At 67.5% G+C, this 17,525-nt stretch carries 18 protein-coding genes; 12 read left to right on the top strand and 6 right to left on the bottom strand.

The genetic code is table 11. The features are described 5' to 3' along the window. The first annotated feature begins 10 nt into the window (after positions 1–10). From DWF00_RS22510 to DWF00_RS22500, 3 genes are all read left to right on the top strand, one after another. Positions 11–784, top strand: a complete 774-nt coding sequence (locus tag DWF00_RS22510) for an enoyl-CoA hydratase/isomerase family protein (protein WP_114831181.1) — start codon at positions 11–13, stop codon at positions 782–784. A gap of 187 nt (positions 785–971) precedes the next feature. Then, complete coding sequence (locus DWF00_RS22505) at positions 972–1,967, top strand: D-2-hydroxyacid dehydrogenase family protein (RefSeq protein WP_245974195.1); 996 nt, start codon at positions 972–974, stop codon at positions 1,965–1,967. Positions 1,968–2,132: 165 nt separating this feature from the next. Next, entirely contained in the window at positions 2,133–3,758 is a 1,626-nt protein-coding gene (locus tag DWF00_RS22500; RefSeq protein ID WP_114831180.1) for a GMC family oxidoreductase, read from the top strand. Between the two features lie 5 nt (positions 3,759–3,763). Here DWF00_RS22500 and DWF00_RS22495 read toward each other — a convergent pair whose 3' ends face one another. Beyond that, positions 3,764–4,738, bottom strand: a complete 975-nt coding sequence (locus DWF00_RS22495; protein WP_114831179.1) for a Bug family tripartite tricarboxylate transporter substrate binding protein — start codon at positions 4,736–4,738, stop codon at positions 3,764–3,766. A gap of 288 nt (positions 4,739–5,026) precedes the next feature. Here DWF00_RS22495 and DWF00_RS22490 point away from each other — a divergent pair, with 288 nt between their 5' ends. Then, the gene (locus tag DWF00_RS22490; protein WP_114831178.1) at positions 5,027–6,004 is read left to right on the top strand and encodes a Bug family tripartite tricarboxylate transporter substrate binding protein; all 978 of its coding nucleotides are present in this window, start codon (positions 5,027–5,029) and stop codon (positions 6,002–6,004) included. A gap of 164 nt (positions 6,005–6,168) precedes the next feature. Here DWF00_RS22490 and eutC read toward each other — a convergent pair whose 3' ends face one another. Together eutC and DWF00_RS22480 are read right to left on the bottom strand one after the other, a co-directional pair. Further along, complete coding sequence (gene eutC, locus DWF00_RS22485; RefSeq protein WP_114831177.1) at positions 6,169–6,954, bottom strand: ethanolamine ammonia-lyase subunit EutC; 786 nt, start codon at positions 6,952–6,954, stop codon at positions 6,169–6,171. Continuing rightward, positions 6,951–8,339, bottom strand: coding sequence for an ethanolamine ammonia-lyase subunit EutB (locus DWF00_RS22480; RefSeq protein ID WP_114831176.1), 1,389 nt, complete (start codon positions 8,337–8,339; stop codon positions 6,951–6,953). Before DWF00_RS22480 ends, eutC begins: the two co-directional genes overlap by 4 nt. Before the next feature lie 280 nt (positions 8,340–8,619). Between DWF00_RS22480 and DWF00_RS22475 the strand changes: the two genes are divergently transcribed. The 8 genes from DWF00_RS22475 (at position 8,620) to DWF00_RS22445 (ending at position 13,147) form a co-directional block, all read left to right on the top strand. Continuing rightward, positions 8,620–9,450 carry a class I SAM-dependent methyltransferase gene (locus tag DWF00_RS22475; protein ID WP_114831175.1) on the top strand — a complete coding sequence of 277 codons (831 nt, stop codon included), beginning with the start codon at positions 8,620–8,622 and terminating at the stop codon, positions 9,448–9,450. 125 nt (positions 9,451–9,575) lie between these two features. Then, positions 9,576–10,061, top strand: a complete 486-nt coding sequence (locus DWF00_RS22470) for a pyridoxamine 5'-phosphate oxidase family protein (protein WP_114831174.1) — start codon at positions 9,576–9,578, stop codon at positions 10,059–10,061. A 28-nt stretch (positions 10,062–10,089) separates the two neighbouring features. Beyond that, positions 10,090–10,332, top strand: coding sequence for a hypothetical protein (locus DWF00_RS22465; protein WP_147283763.1), 243 nt, complete (start codon positions 10,090–10,092; stop codon positions 10,330–10,332). A gap of 149 nt (positions 10,333–10,481) precedes the next feature. Continuing rightward, positions 10,482–10,643, top strand: coding sequence for a hypothetical protein (locus DWF00_RS29570; RefSeq protein WP_181832797.1), 162 nt, complete (start codon positions 10,482–10,484; stop codon positions 10,641–10,643). Between the two features lie 124 nt (positions 10,644–10,767). Further along, positions 10,768–11,088, top strand: a complete 321-nt coding sequence (locus DWF00_RS22460; RefSeq protein ID WP_114831172.1) for a hypothetical protein — start codon at positions 10,768–10,770, stop codon at positions 11,086–11,088. A gap of 315 nt (positions 11,089–11,403) precedes the next feature. Next, the gene (locus tag DWF00_RS22455; RefSeq protein ID WP_147283762.1) at positions 11,404–11,634 is read left to right on the top strand and encodes a hypothetical protein; all 231 of its coding nucleotides are present in this window, start codon (positions 11,404–11,406) and stop codon (positions 11,632–11,634) included. Positions 11,635–11,803: 169 nt separating this feature from the next. Continuing rightward, a complete protein-coding gene (locus DWF00_RS22450; protein ID WP_114831170.1) occupies positions 11,804–12,487 on the top strand; it encodes an aspartate/glutamate racemase family protein in 684 nt (227 codons plus the stop codon). A 219-nt stretch (positions 12,488–12,706) separates the two neighbouring features. After that, on the top strand, positions 12,707–13,147 hold the full coding sequence (locus DWF00_RS22445) for an NUDIX hydrolase (RefSeq protein WP_114831169.1): 441 nt from the start codon (positions 12,707–12,709) through the stop codon (positions 13,145–13,147). Between the two features lie 4 nt (positions 13,148–13,151). On the opposite strand, the gene DWF00_RS22440 is transcribed toward DWF00_RS22445, so the two are convergent. Genes DWF00_RS22440 through DWF00_RS22430 form a run of 3 tightly spaced genes read right to left on the bottom strand, consistent with a single transcriptional unit; the run spans position 13,152 to position 17,501 of the window. Then, entirely contained in the window at positions 13,152–14,219 is a 1,068-nt protein-coding gene (locus DWF00_RS22440; protein WP_114831168.1) for an ABC transporter ATP-binding protein, read from the bottom strand. Positions 14,220–14,233: 14 nt separating this feature from the next. Beyond that, positions 14,234–16,447 (bottom strand): ABC transporter permease, encoded by a 2,214-nt coding sequence (locus DWF00_RS22435; RefSeq protein ID WP_114831167.1) that lies wholly within the window; start codon positions 16,445–16,447, stop codon positions 14,234–14,236. Positions 16,448–16,499: 52 nt separating this feature from the next. Beyond that, positions 16,500–17,501 (bottom strand): ABC transporter substrate-binding protein, encoded by a 1,002-nt coding sequence (locus DWF00_RS22430; protein WP_245974219.1) that lies wholly within the window; start codon positions 17,499–17,501, stop codon positions 16,500–16,502. Positions 17,502–17,525 lie beyond the last annotated feature (24 nt).

Here is a 17,525-nt window from a genome sequence, read left to right as displayed (position 1 = left end):
AAGGACGACGATGAGCTACAAGCATTTCCAGGTCGAGGTCAGCGAGTTCATCGCCACCGTGACCTTCAACCGCCCGCCCGTGAATGCGCAGAACCGCGAGACGCGCGAGGAGGCGATCCGCATCTTCGACCAGCTCAGCGACCGCGACGACGTCCGCGTCGTCATCCTGACCGCAGCCGGCAAGACCTTCTCGGCCGGGGCCGACGTCAAGGAGCGCGTCGGGCTGGTGCAAGAGCCGGGCGACTACATCTCCCATAACCGCGTCGCCCGCGAGTTCTTCTACGCCGTCGCCGATTGCACCAAGCCGGTGATCGCGGCCGTGAACGGCCCGGCACTCGGCGCCGGCTTCGCGCTGATGCTGGCCTGCGACATCATGCTGGCGACCGATACCGCCTATGGCTCGATGCCCGAGGTCGATGTCGGCCTTTCCGGCGGGCAGAGCTTCGTCATGGAGCATTTCACCAAGTCGAAGGCGCGCTACCTGTACTTCACCGGCACGCGCGTGACGGCGCAGGAGCTCTACCGGCTCGGCATCATCGAGAAGGTCGTGCCGGTGGAGGAGCTGATGCCGGCGGCGCTGGAGATCGCCCGGATCATCGCGGCCAAGAGCCCGCTCGCCGTGCAGGGCGCCAAGCGCGGCTTCAGCACCACCGCGGAGATGCCGGTGCGCGACGGCTATCGCTACGAGCAGACGATCACCGTTGCGCTCTCTCATACCGAGGATGCGAAGGAGGCGCAGCGCGCCTTCGTCGAGAAGCGCAAGCCCGTGTTCAAGGGGCGGTAATTCCCGCTCGAACAACCGCAGCCCTCATCCTGAGGAGCGGACTTTAGTCCGCGTCTCGAAGGATGGTCCAGTGCGCGCTGGACCATCCTTCGAGACGCGCTTCGCGCTCCTCAGGATGAGGGCTGTGGTTCCTTAAAGCCGTTTAGATCCGCCGTCTGCCGCATTGCGGCTGGCGGCGAAGCGCGACATGCTGCCCCGCCCCGTGCTGGGGCGGGGGACGACCGAGATGCCCACCTGCGTGATCCTGGACGACTACCAGAACGTCGCCCTCGCCTCTGCGGATTGGAATGGGCTGCGGCAGCGCATCGCCATCCGCGTCAGCAACGACACGGTCGCGGGCGACGCGCTGATCGCACTGCTCGCGGATGCCGAGATCGTCGTGATGATGCGCGAGCGCACGCCCTTCCCGGCCGAGCTCTTCGCCGCCCTGCCCAAGCTGAAGCTGCTGGTCACCACCGGCATGCGCAACGCCTCGATCGATTTCGCAGCGGCGGCCCGCCACGGCGTCACGGTCTGCGGCACGGCGAGCGCGCCCGGCACCACGGCCGAGCTGACCTGGGGGCTGATCCACGCGCTAATGCGCGCGATCCCGGCAGAGAACGCGAATTTCCATGCCGGCGGCCCCTGGCAGACCAGCGTCGGGCGCGACCTGCGCGGCGCGACGCTCGGCGTGATCGGGCTCGGCAATCTCGGCCAGCGCGTCGCGCGCGTCGGCGTCGCCTTCGACATGCGCGTGCTCGGCTGGAGCCGCTCGCTGACCGAGGAAACGGCGAAGTCACTCGGCGCCGATCGCGCCGCGACATTGCACGACCTGCTGAAGCAGTCCGACATCGTCAGCATCCATGTGCCGCTGAATGCCGGCACGCGCGGGCTGATCGGTGCGGCCGAGTTCGCGGTGATGAAGCCGACGGCGCTGCTGATCAACACCTCGCGCGGACCGATCGTCAATGAGGCCGCGCTGATCGAGGCGCTGACGGCCGGCCGGATCGCCGGCGCCGGCCTCGACGTCTTCGATGTCGAGCCGCTGCCGGGCGATCACCCTTTGCGCGGCCTGCCCAACCTGATCGCGACGCCGCATCTCGGCTACGTCACCCAGGCGAACTACCGTGCCTATTTCACCGGCGTGGTCGAGGACATCGCGCGATGGCTCGATAACGACCCGGTGCGCGTGATCACGGGCTGAGGCTTGCTCGCGCCCGGCGCTAGCTGGCCGATCTCCTCGTCAGTGCGGTTTTGCACATATCGCAAGAATGCTTCCCGGCCGCGTTCGTTGCCGGCTCGGCATGGTCCGGCTAGCGCTCGCGCTGCTATAGCTGGTCCGCCAGCGGATCTTGACGAACGGGACGCCATGCCAGAGCGCAGAAGCATCGGAACCTTCGACCATATCGTGATCGGCGCCGGCTCGGCCGGCTGCGTGCTGGCGAACAGGCTGTCAGCCGACCCGCGCCGCAGCGTGCTGGTGCTGGAGGCTGGCGGCGACGACAACTGGATCTGGTTCCATATCCCGGTCGGCTATCTCTACGCCATCGGCAATCCGCGCGCCGACTGGCTGTTCCAGACCGAGCCGCAGGCCGGGCTCGGCGGCCGGGCCCTGCCCTTTCCGCGCGGCAAGGTCGTCGGCGGCTGCTCGGCGATCAACGCGATGATCTACATGCGCGGCCAGGCGGCCGACTATGATGGCTGGCGCCAGCTCGGGCTCTCCGGGTGGGGCTGGGACGACGTGCTTCCGCATTTCCTGGCGCATGAGGACCATATCGATCCGCCAAACGGCCTGCACCGCTCCGGCGGCGAGTGGCGCGTCGAGAACCCGCGCGTGCGCTGGGACGTGCTCGACGCGATCCGCGATGCGGCTGAGGCCGCGGGCATCGCCCGGATCGCCGATTTCAACTCCGGCGACAATGCCGGCTCGGCCTATTTCCAGGTCAACCAGAAGCGCGGCCGGCGGATGAGTGCCTATCGCGCCTTCCTCAAGCCGGTGCTGAGCCGGCCCAATCTGAAACTGGAAACCGGCCTGCTGGTCGAGCGCATCGTCGTCAGGGACGGCAAGGCAGTCGCAGTCGAGTTCTCGCGCGGCGCCGAGAAGCTTCGCGCCGAGGCGAGCGGCGAGATCGTGCTCAGCGCCGGGTCCTTCGGCTCGCCGGCGATCCTGGAGCGCTCGGGCATCGGCGACGGGGCGCGGCTGCAGGAACTCGGCATCGAAACGCAGCGGCATCTGCCCGGCGTCGGCGAGAACCTGCAGGACCATTTGCAGATCAGGCCGGTCTACAAGGTCGAGGGCGTGCGCACACTCAACACCGACTATGCCAAGCTCTGGCGCCGGCCGCTGATGGCGCTGGAATATGCCGCCTTCCGGACGGGGCCGCTGACCATGGCGCCCTCGCAGGTCGGCGCCTTCGCCAAATCATCGCCGGACTATGCCACCGCCAATCTCGAATTCCACTTCCAGCCGCTCTCGCTCGATAAATGGGGCGACGGGCTGCACAAGTTCGGCGCCTTCACCGCCAGCGTCTGCAACCTCAGGCCGTCGAGCCGTGGCAGCGTGCACCTGAAGGCGGCGGATGCCGTGCAGCAGCCGGCGATCACGCCGAACTATCTCGATACCGACGAGGACAAGCAGGTCGCGGTCGATGCGCTGAAGCTGGCGCGCCGGATCGTGGCGCAGGCGCCGCTCGCCCGCTTCCATCCGCAGGAATACCTGCCCGGCGCGGAGGCCAGCTCCGACGAGGCGCTGCTGGATGCCGCCGCCAAGTACAGCACGACGATCTTCCACCCGGTCGGCACCGCCAGGATGGGCCGCGACGATGATCCGATGGCCGTGCTCGACGAGCGCCTGCGCGTGCGGGGCGTCGATGGCCTGCGCGTGGCCGACGCCTCGGTGATGCCGCGCATCACTTCGGGCAATACGGCGGCGCCGACGATGATGATCGCCGAGAAGGCTGCAGCGATGATCAGGGAAGACGCGCAGGCACGCTAAGGCGCCTACTCCACCTTGACGCCCGCCACATCGATGATCCGCTTCCACTTGCCGCGCTCGGTCTCGATCACCGCCTGAAGCTCGGCCGGGGTGCCGCCGGTCGGGAGCATGCCCTGCTCCTCGAAGTGCCGCCTGATCTCGGGCAGCGCCAGAATCTCGTTCACCGCCGCGTTGAGCCTGGTCACGGCCGCATCGGGCACACGCGCTGCCGTGGTGATGTAGAGCAGCGTGAAGGCGTCATAGCCCGGCAGGCCGTCCGCGATCGGCGGCAGGTTCGGCTCCAGCGAGACGCGCTCCGCCGTAGAGACGCCGAGCGCCCGGAGCTTGCCATCGCGCACCTGCGGCATCATCGCGGTCAGCGAATCGATCGCGCAATCGACGCGGCCGCCGACGAGGTCGAGCAGCGCCGGGCCGGAGCCACGATAGGGCACATGGACCATGTCGATGCCGGCCATGGTCTTGAACAGCTCGACGGCGAGATGGCTGGCCGAACCCGGGCCGTTGCTGGCGAAGTTGAGCTTGTCCGGATTGGCCTTGGCATAGGCGATGAACTCGACCGTGGTGTTGGCCGGCACGGAAGGGTTGACCACGAGCACGCTCGGCAATTGCGCGACATGGACGACCGGGCGAAAATCCTTCATCGCGTCATAGGGCAGGTTTGCGTAGAGGAACGGATTGGTCATCTGCACGCCGGGCGTGGCGATGACGATCGTATGGCCGTCGGGCTCGGCCTTGGCGGCGGCATCGGCGCCGATCGAGCCGGCGAGCCCCGGCCGGTTCTCGATGACGAAGGCGACGCCGAGCACGCGCCGGAGTTCCTCGGCCAGGAGCCGCGCCGCGACATCCGAGCCGCCGCCAGCGACGAAGGGCACGATGAAGCGCACCGGCTTGGACGGCCAGGCCTGGGCCATGGCCGGGCCGGACGCTGCGGCAGTGAGCGTGGCGCCTGCGCCAGCCAGAACTTGGCGACGATCGAGCATGGTTCATCCTCCGCATGCGGCTCTTGTTGGCGGCAGAGCTAACAGCGGCAACATGCGCGCGAACATCGCCAGGCGGCGTCGAGCAGGTGTGCGGCAGATGAAAAGCTGCGGCTTATGCCACTGCCGGTTGCGGCGCTTTCGCAGGGCGCAAACCTGCCCTTCGCTTGGTGACGATGGTTGCGCTGCGGCAGCCTCGGTAACGTTCGTTCGCCGAAACGCATCGGGCCGCCAAGCAACGAGCGGCCGACGTCCGGCTGAGGAAACGCTCTCGAGGAAAGGATCCGGCCGATGATCGGGCGTATCGTCTTGGCCCTGCTCGTCCAGTTGGCCGTGCTTCTGCCCGCCGCCGCGCAGGGCAGCGCCGACGGCTTCCCCAGACAGCTGATCAAGATCATCGTGCCCTACCCGCCGGGCGGCTCGACCGACCCGGTGGCACGCACAGTCGCCGAGGAGCTGCGCGCCCGCTTCAACCAGCCGGTCATCGTCGAGAACAGGCCGGGCGCGGCCGGCTCGATCGGAACCGACGCGGTCGCGAAGGCCGATCCCGACGGCTACACCGTGCTGTTCCACACCTCGGTGATCACGGTCGATCCGAGCTTCAAGAAGCACCTGCCCTATAACGTGAGCAAGGATTTGCGGCCGCTCGCCCAGGTCGCGATCGGCCCCTACCTGCTGGTGACGCATCCCTCGCTGCCGGCGAAGACCGTCGCCGAGTTCATCGCCTATGCCAGGGCCAATCCAGGCAAGCTCAATTTCGGCTCGGCCGGCCAGGGCTCGTCGGGCCACCTGATCGGCGAGCTCTTCGGGCTGCAGACCGGGATCGACATGGTGCATGTCCCCTTCCGCGGCGGCGGCCCCTCGATCCAGGCGCTGATGGGCAACGAGGTGCAGTTGCTGTTCGACACCGTCACCGCCTCGCGCGCCCTGGCCGAAGGCGGGCAGATCAAGGCGCTCGCCGTGACCAGCCCGGAGCGCTCGCCGCTGATGCCGGAAATGCCGACCATGCGCGAGAGCGGCATGAGCCAGGGCTTCGAGCAGGTCTACTGGCTCGGCTTCTTCGTGCCGGCGGCGACGCCGGAGCTGATCGTGACCAAGCTGAGCGATGCGATCATCGACATCGTCAAACAGCCGAAGATCCAGGACTGGATGAAGCTGCAGGGCCTGGTGCCGCGCGCGCTCGGCCCGGCCGCGTTTAAGACCGTGGTCGAGCGCGACATCGAGACCTGGCGCACCGTGATCCGCGACGCGAAGATCGAGGCGCAATAGCCGGGTTCGAGGCTTTGCACCCTCGGCCCTCATCCTGAGGAGCGGGCTTCAGCCCGCGTCTCGAAGGATGCTTCCTGTGGGCGCTGTCATCGCGAGCTGGATCATCCTTCGAGACGCCGCTGCGCGGCTCCTCAGGATGAGGGCTGTAATTTCCGTTAGGCGCTTCAGGCCGGCGGCAGCTTGTCTGGCGTCACCGCCTCCAGCGCGAGATCGCTTTCATCCTTCAGGTCGACGCCCGTCAGCGAGCGGCGGAAGGCTTCCGCGATCAACCAGGAGAGCTTGAACGCAGCCTGCTCATAGCTCAGCCCGCCGGGGCGGATGTTCGAGATGCAGTTGCGCGCCGCATCGCTCAGGCCGGGCCGCGGCGCGAAGGTGAGATAGGCGCCGAGCGAATCCGGCGAGGACAGGCCGGGCCGCTCACCGATCAGGACTGCGACGGCCCGAGCGCCAAGCGCCTCGCCGACCTCATCGCCCAGGGCGACGCGGGCCTGGCTCGCGATGACGAGCGGAGCGAGGCGCAATCCCTGGCGCCGCAGCAGCGGCAGGAGCCCGGCGATAAACGGCGCGGCGTTCTGGTGGATCGCGGTCGAAGAGAGGCCATCGGCCACGACGAGCGCGAGGTCGAAATCGCCTCGACGCCCGGCCAGCGCCACCCGGCTCTCTGCCGACAGCCGCCGTCCAAGGTCGGGCCGCCTGAGATAGAGGTCGCGCGAGGGCGCGGCGCTCTCGACCTGCACGGTCTCGACCGGCAGGGTCGCCAGCGCCGTCGCGACCTCCTCCGCCCGAAACGGAATATGCACGGCGTCGCGGGCCTGCGCATGGGCGAGGCCGAAGCGCAGCACCTCGCGCGTCGGCAGCGAGGCGCCGGAGCGGCCGAGGCCGATGCGGGCCGGAGTCAGCCGGGCCAGCGCGGCCCAACGCTCGGCGAGCGGGAGCGGCTCGTCGCTCATGCCGCCCTGCCTTGCACCGCCGCCAGCAGCGCCTGCCGGCCGCGCCCCGTGCTCAGCTTTCCAGCCGCGTCGGTGATCTCCATGCGGCGCAGCCAGGCCTCGAACTCGGGCGCGCGCTTCAGGTCGAGCACCTCGCGGATGTAGAGCTGGTCGTGGAAGGAGGTGGACTGGTAGTTCAGCATCACGTCGTCGGCGCCGGGCACGCCCATGACGAAGTTGACGCCGGCGGTGCCGAGCAGGGTCAGGAGCGTGTCCATGTCGTCCTGATCGGCCTCGGCATGGTTGGTGTAGCAGATGTCGCAACCCATCGGCACGCCCATGAGCTTGCCGCAGAAATGGTCCTCCAGCCCGGCGCGGATGATCTGCTTGCCGTCATAAAGGTATTCCGGGCCGATGAAGCCGACGACCGTGTTGACCAGCAGCGGGTCATAGGCGCGAGCCACCGCATAGGCGCGCGCCTCCAAGGTCTGCTGGTCGACGCCGTGATGGGCGCCGGCCGAGAGCGCCGAGCCCTGGCCGGTCTCGAAATACATGACGTTGTCGCCGACCGTGCCGCGCTTCAGCGAGCGCCCCGCCTCCATGCCCTCCCTCAGCAGGGCGAGCGAGACACCGAAGGAATCGTTGGCCTTTTGCGTGCCCGCGACCGACTGGAAGACGAGATCGACCGGCGCGCCCTGCCCGATCAGCGCGATGGCGCTGGTGACATGGGTCAGCACGCAGCTTTGCGTCGGGATATCGAAGCGACGGATCAGTTCGTCGAGCAGGCGCAGCAGGTCGCCGATGGCAGCAGGGCTGTCGGAAGCCGGGTTGATGCCGATCACCGCGTCGCCGCAGCCATAGAGCAGGCCATCGACGATCGAAGCGAGGATGCCGGCGGCATCGTCGGTCGGATGGTTGGGCTGGAGCCGCACGGCCATGGTGCCGGGCAGGCCGAGCGTGTTGCGGAACCGCGTCACCACCCGGCACTTGCGCGCGACCAGGATGAGGTCCTGGTTGCGCATGAGCTTCGAGACCGCCGCCGCCATCTCCGGCGTCACGCCGGGAGCAATCCCGGCGAGAACCTCCGTCGTTGCAGCTTCGGAGCAGAGCCAGTCGCGGAATTCGCCGACCGTCAGCGCGGCAATCGGCGCGAAGGCAGCGGCGTCATGCGTGTCGAGGATCAGGCGGGTGACCTCGTCCTGTTCGTAAGGGACCAGAGCCTCGCTCAGGAAAATCCGCAGCGGCAGATCGGCGAGCGCGATCTTCGCCGCCATGCACTCCTCCATGCTGGCAGCGGCGAGGCCGGCCAGCATGTCGCCCGAGCGCAGCGGCGTCGCCTTCGCCATCACCTGCTTGAGGTCGGCGAAGACATGGGTCTGCCGTCCGACCGTGACGCGATACGCCATTCTGCCCGTCTCCACTGCGGCGCCATGCTAGTGCGGATACGGGCCCAGGCAAATCGCAACGCCGCGGCTTCAAAGGTTTGGATCGCATAAACCGCGCCGTCATCGCTGCTCAGCGCCGATACCTGCTTCGTGACCTAGATCACAGTCCCGGTCCGGCCCTGGGAGCTATCATGCGGTAACCGCGTTTCTTCCAGGCAGCGCGGCCCGCCACAGTCTCATCGCGACTGGCGGCGCGTCTGGGCTCGGCGGAGCGCAGGCCACCATGAACCCAGGAGTGCGATTGACTGCCGAGACGATCACGCTGACCGAGGAGAAGGAGACCCTTCTCATCACGCTCTACGGCAAGGCGGGCGAGAGCCACCTGCCCGATTCCCTGCTGAAGGACCATTTTGCCGCCGAGGCCGTCAGCAAGATCGACTACGACTTCTCCAAGCTGAAGCTCGATCGCGACTTGATGATCGGCGTCGCCATGCGCGCCCATATCCTCGACGGCTGGACGCGCGAATTCCTCAAGCGCTATCCCGACGCGACCGTGCTGCATCTCGGCTGCGGGCTGGACAGCCGCGTCTTCCGCATCGATCCCGGCCCCGGCATCCGCTGGTTCGACGTCGACTACCCCGAGGTCGTGGCGCTGCGCCGCAAGCTCTATCCGCAGCGCGACAACTACACGCTGATCGGCTCCTCGGTGACCGACCCGGCCTGGCTTGAGGCGATCCCGCAGGACAAGCCGACAATGATCGTCGCCGAAGGGCTCCTGCCCTACCTCCTGCCGGAGGAGGTGCACCGGCTCCTGCAACGGCTGACGGCGCATCTGCCGCGCGGAGAGCTCGCCTTCGACGGCTACAGCAACCTCGGGCTAAAATTCCTGCGCAACCTGCCCTCCGTCCGGGCAACCGGGGCGAAGCTGCTCTGGCCGCTCGACGATCCGCGCGAGCTGGAGCAGCAGGTGCCGAAGCTCAGGCTGCTGAACGAATTCCTCGCCTATGACCCGAAGGGCTACGACCCCGAGCAGGTCTCGCGGATGTCCTGGCTGGCGCGCCTGACGATTCACGTCTTCGCAATGATCCCGCCCCTCGCCCGCATGGGGCGGTTGCTGCACTACCGCTTCTGAGCCGCTTCGGATGACGCCGACCGTGCCAGGCTGCCGCCGGCGCTCGCCGTCCGGCCTCGCCGCAGATTTGGTCGGAACTGTTGTCCGGTTCGACGGTTCTCCCTGGCAATCACGGAGGACATCGCATGAGCCATCATTCCGACCAGGACCACGCCTGGGACCTCATGGAGAAGATCGGGCTGTGCATGCTGGTGACGCATGACGGCACAGGCGACGCATTGCGGGCACGGCCGATGAGCGCCCATGTTGTGCGCGACGAGGAGGCCGTCTTCTTCCTGAGCGATGCGCGCCATCACAAGGACGACGAGATCGAGATCAACCAGAATGTCTGCCTCGCCTTCGCCGATACGGACGGGCAGGCCTATGTCTCGGTGACCGGAACCGCGAACGTGCTCGACGACCGCGCCAAGATCGGCGAGCTCTGGTCGACCGCAGCCAAGGCCTGGTGGAAGAGCAAGGACGACCCGAACATCCGCGTCCTGCGCGTCATGCCCTCGATGGCCGAGTTCTGGGACAGCCCGGGCAAGCTGGTGACGACGGTGAAGATGGCCGCGGCCGCCCTGACCGGCCACCGGCCGAGGCTCGGCGAGAACCGCAAGGTCGCGCTCTGATGGTCCCCGGCACGCAGGAGAGACGGATATGAGATTGCTGGTTCACCTGGTCGGCGCCTGGATCGCGAGCGAGGCCGCCGCCGGCCGCTATCCGCGCCCGGTCGCGATCGGCCTTGCGATGCTGGTCTCCCGCCTGGGGCCGCCGACCATCGCGGCCACCCTCGCGACACTCGCCTTCAAGAGCCTGCGCGACGGTGGCGCTTTCGACGGCGTGCTCGCGCCACGGGCCGCCCCTCGGCGCCGCGCAGCCGCCGCCCGGCGCAGCGCTTAGGTCCCGAGCGGCACGTCCGGGCGGATTCTCGGCGACATCTTTCCTAAAGGCAGTTGCCAATGTCGCGAATTGTCATAAAAATCCGATGGAAAGATGGAACCATTCTTGCGTAGCGGCGTTTGCGGCCAAAACGTGGGGAGGAGCGGGTCATGAACGGGGTGGTGTTGAGTTCCGCGTTGGTACTGGTGGGCGGCATGTCCACCGTCATCTTGGGCGGCATTCCCGCCCACGGCCTGTTCGCCGAACTCGTCTGGGCGACGCTGGCGCTGGCCGGGATCATCACCGTCGCCGGCATCGAAGCCTCCAGCTAGTTTCTCCCCAAGAGCCCGTCCGAGCACTCCGCGGCAACTGCCGTTCCGGAGGGTTTTGCCGGCGGCCTCAATCAAGCCGAGCTTCCGTGCTGTTTAGGGGCTTCACCAGCGTGGGAGGCTCGTCGTGAACACAGCCAATCTCCAGCTCGAAGGCCTGCTGATCGCCGTCGCCGAACTGAGCCGCCTGCTGGTCCGCAAAGGTCTCGTCGAGGCGTCCGAGGTCGAGCAGGCGCTCGCCACCGCCGAGGCGAGCCTGCGCGCCGACCTGCCGCGGATGGGGCAGCTCAGCGGTAGCAATGTGGAGGCCGTCTGCTTCCCGATCCGCTTCCTCAGCGCGGCCCTGCGGGCGAAAGGCGGCGCACCGCTCGCCTTCTCCGAACTGGCCTGCCAGGTCGGGCAGTCGAAGCCGTCGCGCCCCACGCCCTTGCCGCGGCCGCTTCTCTAGATCGCCGTGCGTCCTATCGGACGCAAAGTGGCGATCTAGGCTTTTGTTATTGCATCGGATTCTTCCGAAAACCGGATTCCACTTTTCGGTCCGATGCTCTAGATCGCCGTGCGTCCTTTCGGACGCAAAGTGGCGATCTAGGCTTTTGTTATTGCATCGGATTTTTCCGAAAACCGGATTCCACTTTTCGGTCCGATGCTCTAGTTCCAAAGCTCAAGGCGCCGCCGCAAGTCGGGGCGTCGGCCATCGCAAATTCCAGCCATCACACATTCATGGAGCTGGCCTATCGGATCCGCGCATTCGATGAGGGCCGCCATGGCAGCACGTTGGACACTCGGAACGCCGCCGGTGCGCAAGGCAATGAGCGAGACCGTCGAGGTGACCGATGGCGACCGCGTCGAGCGGGCCCGCTTCCGGCGCCCCGCCAGCGAGGGAGCCGAATTGCGGAACGTGGGCTGGCTCTGCGAAGACGGCCGGCCGCTCGACTGGCAGCCCACGCATTGGCGGCCGATCCTGCCGAAGCCGCCGACCTTCGTGCTGGATTGAGCAGGCGGCGCGCGCCGACAATCTTCAACCGATTGCGCTGCGCCGCTGCCCCGCTAGATCGTCGTGCGTCCTACCGGACGCAAAGTGGCGATCTAGCCTTTTGTTATTGCATCGGATCTTTCCGAAAACCGGTGCCCACTTTTCGGCATCATGCTTTAGAGTTCGGATCATGACCGAGCGCGACCTTCGAAGCCAAGCCGCCTCCCGGCTGGTCCTGATCAACCCCAACACGAATGCGGCCACGACCGAGGCGATGCGCGCCATCGCGCAGGAGGCGGCGCCCGACGGGGTCGTGGTCGAGGGGCTGACGGCGCCGCATGGCGCGCCGCTGATCACCCATGCGCAGGCGCTCGCCGTTGCCGGCGAGGCGGTGCTCGCCCTGGCTGAGGGGATCGCCGCCGCGCCGCCGGCTGGCGTCATCGTCTCGGCCTTCGGCGACCCGGGGCTGGAGGCGCTGCGCCGGCGCCTGCCCTGCCCCGTCACCGGCATCGCCGAGGCCGCGATGCTGGAGGCTGCGGCCGGAGGGCGCAGCTTCGCCGTGGTGACGACGACGCCCGATCTCGTCGCCTCGATCGAGGCGATGGCGATCGCCTATGGCCATGGCCCGCGCTTTCGCGGCGTCGCGCTGACCAAAGGCGACGTCCATGCCGTGATGAGCGACCCGCAGCGGCTCGTCGATGCGCTCGCGGAGGCTTGCGGCGAGGCCATCGACAGGTGGCAGGCGCAGGCGCTCGTCATCGGCGGCGGCCCGCTGGCACAGGCCGCGAAGGCCCTTTCCGGGCGCTTCGGCGTCCCCGTCGTCGCGCCGATCCCGGCTGCCGTGCGGCTGGCGCTGCTGCGCCAGGTGAAATAACCCCGCGCGCGCTCCGCATATCCAGCGGGACGAGGCCATTGCAGCGAAACGCCCGGCAAAGCCGGCTGGGCGCCAGCGCGCCTGTGGGAAATTATGGTGTTTTGTCGATTATTTTGCGTGGACGCGGCCAAAGCTGTCATCATGGGCTTTCAACCGCGAAGTCTAGACATTAAGTCTCGCGACACCTCGATTTCCCCAGCGACGAAATGCCTCCAATCGATGAAGAAGGCGAAGCGCCCGTCCGGCGCGCCCCGCGTTCAGGTCGGCGCGCTGCCGATCCGCCGAGCGGCAGATGGCTCGGTCGAAATCCTGCTCGTGACCTCGCGCACGACGCAGCGCTGGGTCGTGCCCAAGGGCTGGCCGGTGAAGGGGATGAAGGACCACGACGCCGCGGCGCGCGAGGCCTATGAGGAGGCCGGCGTCGTCGGCAAGATTGAGAAGAGGTCGAGCGGCAGCTTTTCCTATTGGAAGCGCCTGCCCGACAGCGTCGTGCTTTGCGAGGTGAAGCTCTACCGGCTGGAGGTGGAGCGCCAGCTCGTCGCCTGGCCCGAGCAGGGCCAGCGGCGCAGCCAATGGTTCAAGCCGAACGACGCCGCCGACCTCGTCGACGAGGCGGAGTTGCGGGTAGCGATCAGGGCGCTGGCGACCGGGGCCGGCTGAGGCGTCAGGCTGGCGGGATCAGCGTCACGCCCGACTTGGCGAAGGAGAGCCAGACCGGGGCGCCCTGCTCCAGCATCTCGGGATGGCCGTGCTGGATGACGAAGAGGTCGCCGACCGGCGTGTCGACGACGATGTCGAGATGGTTGCCGAGATAGGCGCATTTGCGGATCGTGCCGGGCAGGACCGAAGCATCCTGAACCTTGGACAGGAGCAGGCTTTCCGGGCGGATCGCCACCTTCGCCGGCCCGGGCTGAAGCTCGCGCGAAGGCAATGGCACGGTCGCGGGACCGATCGCGACGCTGGCCTGCCCGTCCGCGACGGACTTGATCGTGACATCGATCAGATTGGCGTCGCCGATGAAGTCGGCGACGAAGGCGTTGGCCGGGCGCTCGTAGAGATCGCGCGGCGAGCCCTCCTGCGCGATGCGGGAATTCGACATCACGATGATGCGGTCGGAGACGGCCAGCGCCTCCTCCTGATCATGGGTGACATAGGCGACGGTGAGGTTGAGGTTCTGCTGCAGCTCGCGGATCTCCTCGCGGACGCGCCGGCGCAGCTTGGCGTCGAGGTTGGAGAGCGGCTCGTCGAAAAGCAGGACCTGCGGCTCCAGGACCAGGGCCCGCGCCACCGCGACGCGCTGCTGCTGCCCGCCCGAGAGCTCGGACGGGTAGCGGTTCTCGAAGCCCTTCAGGCCGACGAGGGCGAGCTTGGCCATGGCCATCTCGCGCGCCACCTCCTTGCCAAGGCCCTTCACCGTCGGGCCGTAGGCGGCGTTCTCGAGGACGCTCATATGCGGGAAGAGCGCGTAGGACTGGAAGACCATGGAGACGTCGCGGTCGGCGGCCGAGAGCTTGGTGACGTCCTTGCCGCCGATCAGGATCTGGCCTTCGCTGGCGATCTCGAGTCCGGCGATCATGCGCAGGGTCGTGGTCTTGCCGCAGCCGGAGGGGCCGAGCAGCGTGACCAGCTTGCCGGCCTCGATGGTGAAGTTGACGTTGTCGACCGCGGTGACGCTGCCATAGCGCATGCTGACATTGCGGAATTCGACGGATGCGGGGCCGGCTTTTGCCATGATTTTTCTGTCCTTTATCCGATCGCGGGAGCAGGTGCCGGCGTCGCCGCCACGGGGGCGGCGACGCGCCGGCCGAGCTTGCGTTCGCCGACGCCAAGCTGGATCAGGCCGATGCCGGCGGCCATGAAGACGATGAGCACCGAGGAATAGGCGATGGCGAGGCCGAACTCGCCGGCCTCGACGCGCCCGACGATATAGGCGGTCGAGAGGTTGTACTCGGCCGAGACCAGGAAGATCACGGCGCTCACCGCCGTCATGCTGCGCACGAAGCTGTAGATCAGCGCCGCGACGAGCGCCGGCCGCAGCAGCGGCAGCACGACGCGCCAGAGCGTGGTGAAGCTGCGCGCCCGCAGGGTCGTCGAGGCCTCGTCCAGGCTCTTGTCGATCTGCGACAGCCCGGCGATGCCGGAGCGGACGCCGACCGGCATGTTGCGGAAGACGAAGGTGATGACGAGGATCAGGCCGGTGCCGGTGATCTCGATCGGCGGCACGTTGAAGGCCAGGATATAGGAGACGCCGAGCACCGTGCCGGGAATGGCGAAGCTCAGCATGGTCGCGAATTCGAGCAGGTGGCGGCCGCTGAAGCGCTGGCGCGTCAGGAGATAGGCGGTCAGCAGGCCGATGATCGCGGTGAGCGGCGCCGAGATCGCGGCGAGCTTGATCGTCGTGAAAAACGAGTTCCAGGCCGAGCCGTCGAAATAGAGGCCGCGGCTGAAATCGATCGAGAAGCCGGTCTTGTAGTGCTCCAGCGTCGGCGTGTAGTCGCGCCCCATCGTCTTGACGAAGCCGCCGACCAGGATGACCAGGTAGATCACCGCGGTCAGCGAGACCCACGGCACGATGACCAGCCCGGCGAGCCAGGTGACGCGGCGCGGCAGCGGCGTCGGCAGGCCGGAATCGCCCTTGCCGGTCACGGTCGTATAGGACTTGCCGCCGAGCCAGCGCCGCTGGATCCAGAAGGCGCCGAGCGTGAAGGCAAGCAGCACGAAGGCCAGTACCGCGGCCTGGCCCTGGTTATGGGCGGCTCCGACGACCGCGAAGAAGATCTTGGTCGAGAGCACCTCGAAATTGCCGCCGAGCACCAGCGGGTTGCCGAAATCCGCCATGCTCTCGACGAAGCCGAGCAGGAAGGCGTTGGCGATGCCGGGCTTGAGCAAGGGCCAGGTCACGGTGCTGAACGTCGCCCAGCGCTTGGCGCCGAGCGTCTGCGACGCCTCCTCCAGGCTCGGGCTGATGCCCTGGACGACGCCGATCAGGACCAGGAAGGCGATCGGCGCGAAGGCCAGGACCTGCGCCAGAAGAATGCCCGGCAAGCCGTAGATCCAGCGCGAGCGCGGGATCGCGAACCACTCATAGAGCAGGTTGGAGAACAAGCCGGAGCGGCCGAAGAGCAGGATCAGCGCAAGGCCGATGACGAAGGGCGGCGTGATGATCGGCAGCACCGTCAACAGGCGCATGACGCGCTTGCCCGGCATGCCCGTGCGCAGGATCAGCAGCGCGCAGGCGAGCCCGAGCAGCGTGGTGGTGACGCCGGTCAGCACGGCCAGGATCAGCGTGTTCCAGGCGACGCCGCAATTGGTGTTCGCGGTGACGCAGCCGAGCCCCCAGATCGACGCGCTGAAGAGGCGCTCGAAGAAGGCGGCCGGCGCGAAGGCGCCGGCCTGGTCGACCAGCGCGCTGCGCAGGATCGTGATGACGGGATAGAAGATGAAGAGCCCGATCAGCAGCACGATGATGCCGATCGAGGAGGTGGTGAAGATATCGCCGCGGCAGATGCCGCGATAGGCGAGCCCATGGCAGAGCAGCAGCAGCAGCGAGAGCACGGTCAGGAAGGCGCCGAAGCCCATGCCGCCCTGCGCCGTATCCGCGCCGCCGCCACCAAGCAGGGCGGCCAGCGTCGGCAAGCCCTGCCCCTTCAGCGTGATGGCGAAGCCCTGCGCGAAGAACAGCGCGAGCCCCGCCAGTCCAGCGCCGATCAGAATCCGGCCGACGGAGGCGGCGTTGCTGCGGCCGAGCTGGAGCGTCGCGAGCACGAGCAGCGCGCCGATCGGCAAGAGCCAGGGCGCGGTGCCCGACAAGGCCAGCGCAAGCGCGCTGCCGGCCTTGCCGAACGGATAGCCCGCAAGCCAGCCGAACTCGGTCAGGCTCATGCCATCGGGCAGGTACCAGGGGATGATGGCATAGCCGAGCCAGCCGAGCAGCAGCACAAACCGTGTCACGGGGCGCATCTTTCCGACCTCTTATTATTTTATTGTTCAGCCGCTTGTTGTGCCGGAGCGATCACTTCGGCAGGGGCTTGACCTCCTTGTCCCACTTCGTGAGCAGCCGGGTGCGTTCGGCCGAGGAGCCGTATTTGACGAAGTCGTAGTTGATCAGCTTCATCTCCGACATCTTCGGAGCCTGCGGGGGAACCACGGCGTTCTTGTTCGACGGCACCTGGTAGGACTTCGCCGGGGCGGCCAGCGCCTGGGCGGCGGGGGTCAGCGCCCAGTCGTAGAACTTCTTGGCGTTGTCGAGATTGCGCGCCCCCTTGATGATCGACATCGAGCCGATCTCGTAGCCCGTGCCCTCGCAGGGGGCGACAGCCTTGATCGGGTCGCCCTGGACGGCGAACACGACGGCGTCATGGATGAAGACGATGCCGACGGCCGTCTCGCCCAGGCTCGCGGCCTTGGCCGGGGCCGCGCCGGACTTGGTGTACTGGCTGATGTTCTTGTGCAGGGCCTTGAGATAGTCGAAGCCCTTATCCTCGCCCATGAGCTGAACGATGGTCGCGAGCATGTTATAGGCCGTGCCCGAGGAGTTCGGGTCGGCGACCTGGACGTCGTCCTTCAGCTTGGCGTCGAGCAGGTCGGCCCAGCATTTCGGCTCGGCCAGGCCCTTCTGCTTGATCTGCTGCGTGTTGAAGCCGAAGCCGAGCGCGCCGGCATAGATGCCGATGGTGCGCTTCTGAGCCGCCCGCCACTGCGCCAGGGACCAGTCCTGCATGTCCTTGTTGGCAGCCGACTCGTATTCCTGGGTGAGCCCCTCTTCAGCGGCCTGGAGATGGGGATCGCCTGTGCCGCCCCACCAGATGTCGCCACGCGGGTTGGCCGATTCGGCCTTGAGCTGGGCATAGATCTCACCGGCCGACTTGCGGGTCATCGCGACCTTGATGCCGGTCTCCTTCTCGAAGGTGGTGCTCATGGCGCGGCACCATTCTTCCTGGACGCCGCAATACATCACCAGCGAGCCCTGCGCCTGGGCCGGAGCCGCGACGAACGCGGCACCAGTTGCGAGCATGGCCAAGGCACTGGCCCGAAGCCA

This window comes from Allobosea caraganae, assembly GCF_003351345.1.
Taxonomy (GTDB): Bacteria; Pseudomonadota; Alphaproteobacteria; order Rhizobiales; family Beijerinckiaceae; genus Allobosea; species Allobosea caraganae.
Note: the sequence above shows the minus strand (reverse complement) of the source record. Positions and strands in the feature narration are given on the sequence as shown.

What these genes read in the sequence shown, in the direction of transcription:
- DWF00_RS22445 (WP_114831169.1), top strand. Translation starts at nt 12,707, where the DNA reads ATGAAGAAGGCGAAGCGCCCGTCCGGCGCGCCCCGCGTTCAGGTCGGC.
- DWF00_RS22510 (WP_114831181.1), top strand. Translation starts at nt 11, where the DNA reads ATGAGCTACAAGCATTTCCAGGTCGAGGTCAGCGAGTTCATCGCCACC.
- DWF00_RS22435 (WP_114831167.1), bottom strand. Translation starts at nt 16,447, where the DNA reads ATGCGCCCCGTGACACGGTTTGTGCTGCTGCTCGGCTGGCTCGGCTAT.
- DWF00_RS22430 (WP_245974219.1), bottom strand. Translation starts at nt 17,501, where the DNA reads ATGCTCGCAACTGGTGCCGCGTTCGTCGCGGCTCCGGCCCAGGCGCAG.
- DWF00_RS22480 (WP_114831176.1), bottom strand. Translation starts at nt 8,339, where the DNA reads ATGGCGTATCGCGTCACGGTCGGACGGCAGACCCATGTCTTCGCCGAC.
- DWF00_RS22440 (WP_114831168.1), bottom strand. Translation starts at nt 14,219, where the DNA reads ATGGCAAAAGCCGGCCCCGCATCCGTCGAATTCCGCAATGTCAGCATG.
- DWF00_RS29570 (WP_181832797.1), top strand. Translation starts at nt 10,482, where the DNA reads ATGAACGGGGTGGTGTTGAGTTCCGCGTTGGTACTGGTGGGCGGCATG.
- DWF00_RS22465 (WP_147283763.1), top strand. Translation starts at nt 10,090, where the DNA reads ATGAGATTGCTGGTTCACCTGGTCGGCGCCTGGATCGCGAGCGAGGCC.
- DWF00_RS22505 (WP_245974195.1), top strand. Translation starts at nt 972, where the DNA reads ATGCTGCCCCGCCCCGTGCTGGGGCGGGGGACGACCGAGATGCCCACC.
- DWF00_RS22500 (WP_114831180.1), top strand. Translation starts at nt 2,133, where the DNA reads ATGCCAGAGCGCAGAAGCATCGGAACCTTCGACCATATCGTGATCGGC.
- DWF00_RS22470 (WP_114831174.1), top strand. Translation starts at nt 9,576, where the DNA reads ATGAGCCATCATTCCGACCAGGACCACGCCTGGGACCTCATGGAGAAG.
- DWF00_RS22490 (WP_114831178.1), top strand. Translation starts at nt 5,027, where the DNA reads ATGATCGGGCGTATCGTCTTGGCCCTGCTCGTCCAGTTGGCCGTGCTT.
- DWF00_RS22455 (WP_147283762.1), top strand. Translation starts at nt 11,404, where the DNA reads ATGGCAGCACGTTGGACACTCGGAACGCCGCCGGTGCGCAAGGCAATG.
- eutC (WP_114831177.1), bottom strand. Translation starts at nt 6,954, where the DNA reads ATGAGCGACGAGCCGCTCCCGCTCGCCGAGCGTTGGGCCGCGCTGGCC.
- DWF00_RS22495 (WP_114831179.1), bottom strand. Translation starts at nt 4,738, where the DNA reads ATGCTCGATCGTCGCCAAGTTCTGGCTGGCGCAGGCGCCACGCTCACT.
- DWF00_RS22450 (WP_114831170.1), top strand. Translation starts at nt 11,804, where the DNA reads ATGACCGAGCGCGACCTTCGAAGCCAAGCCGCCTCCCGGCTGGTCCTG.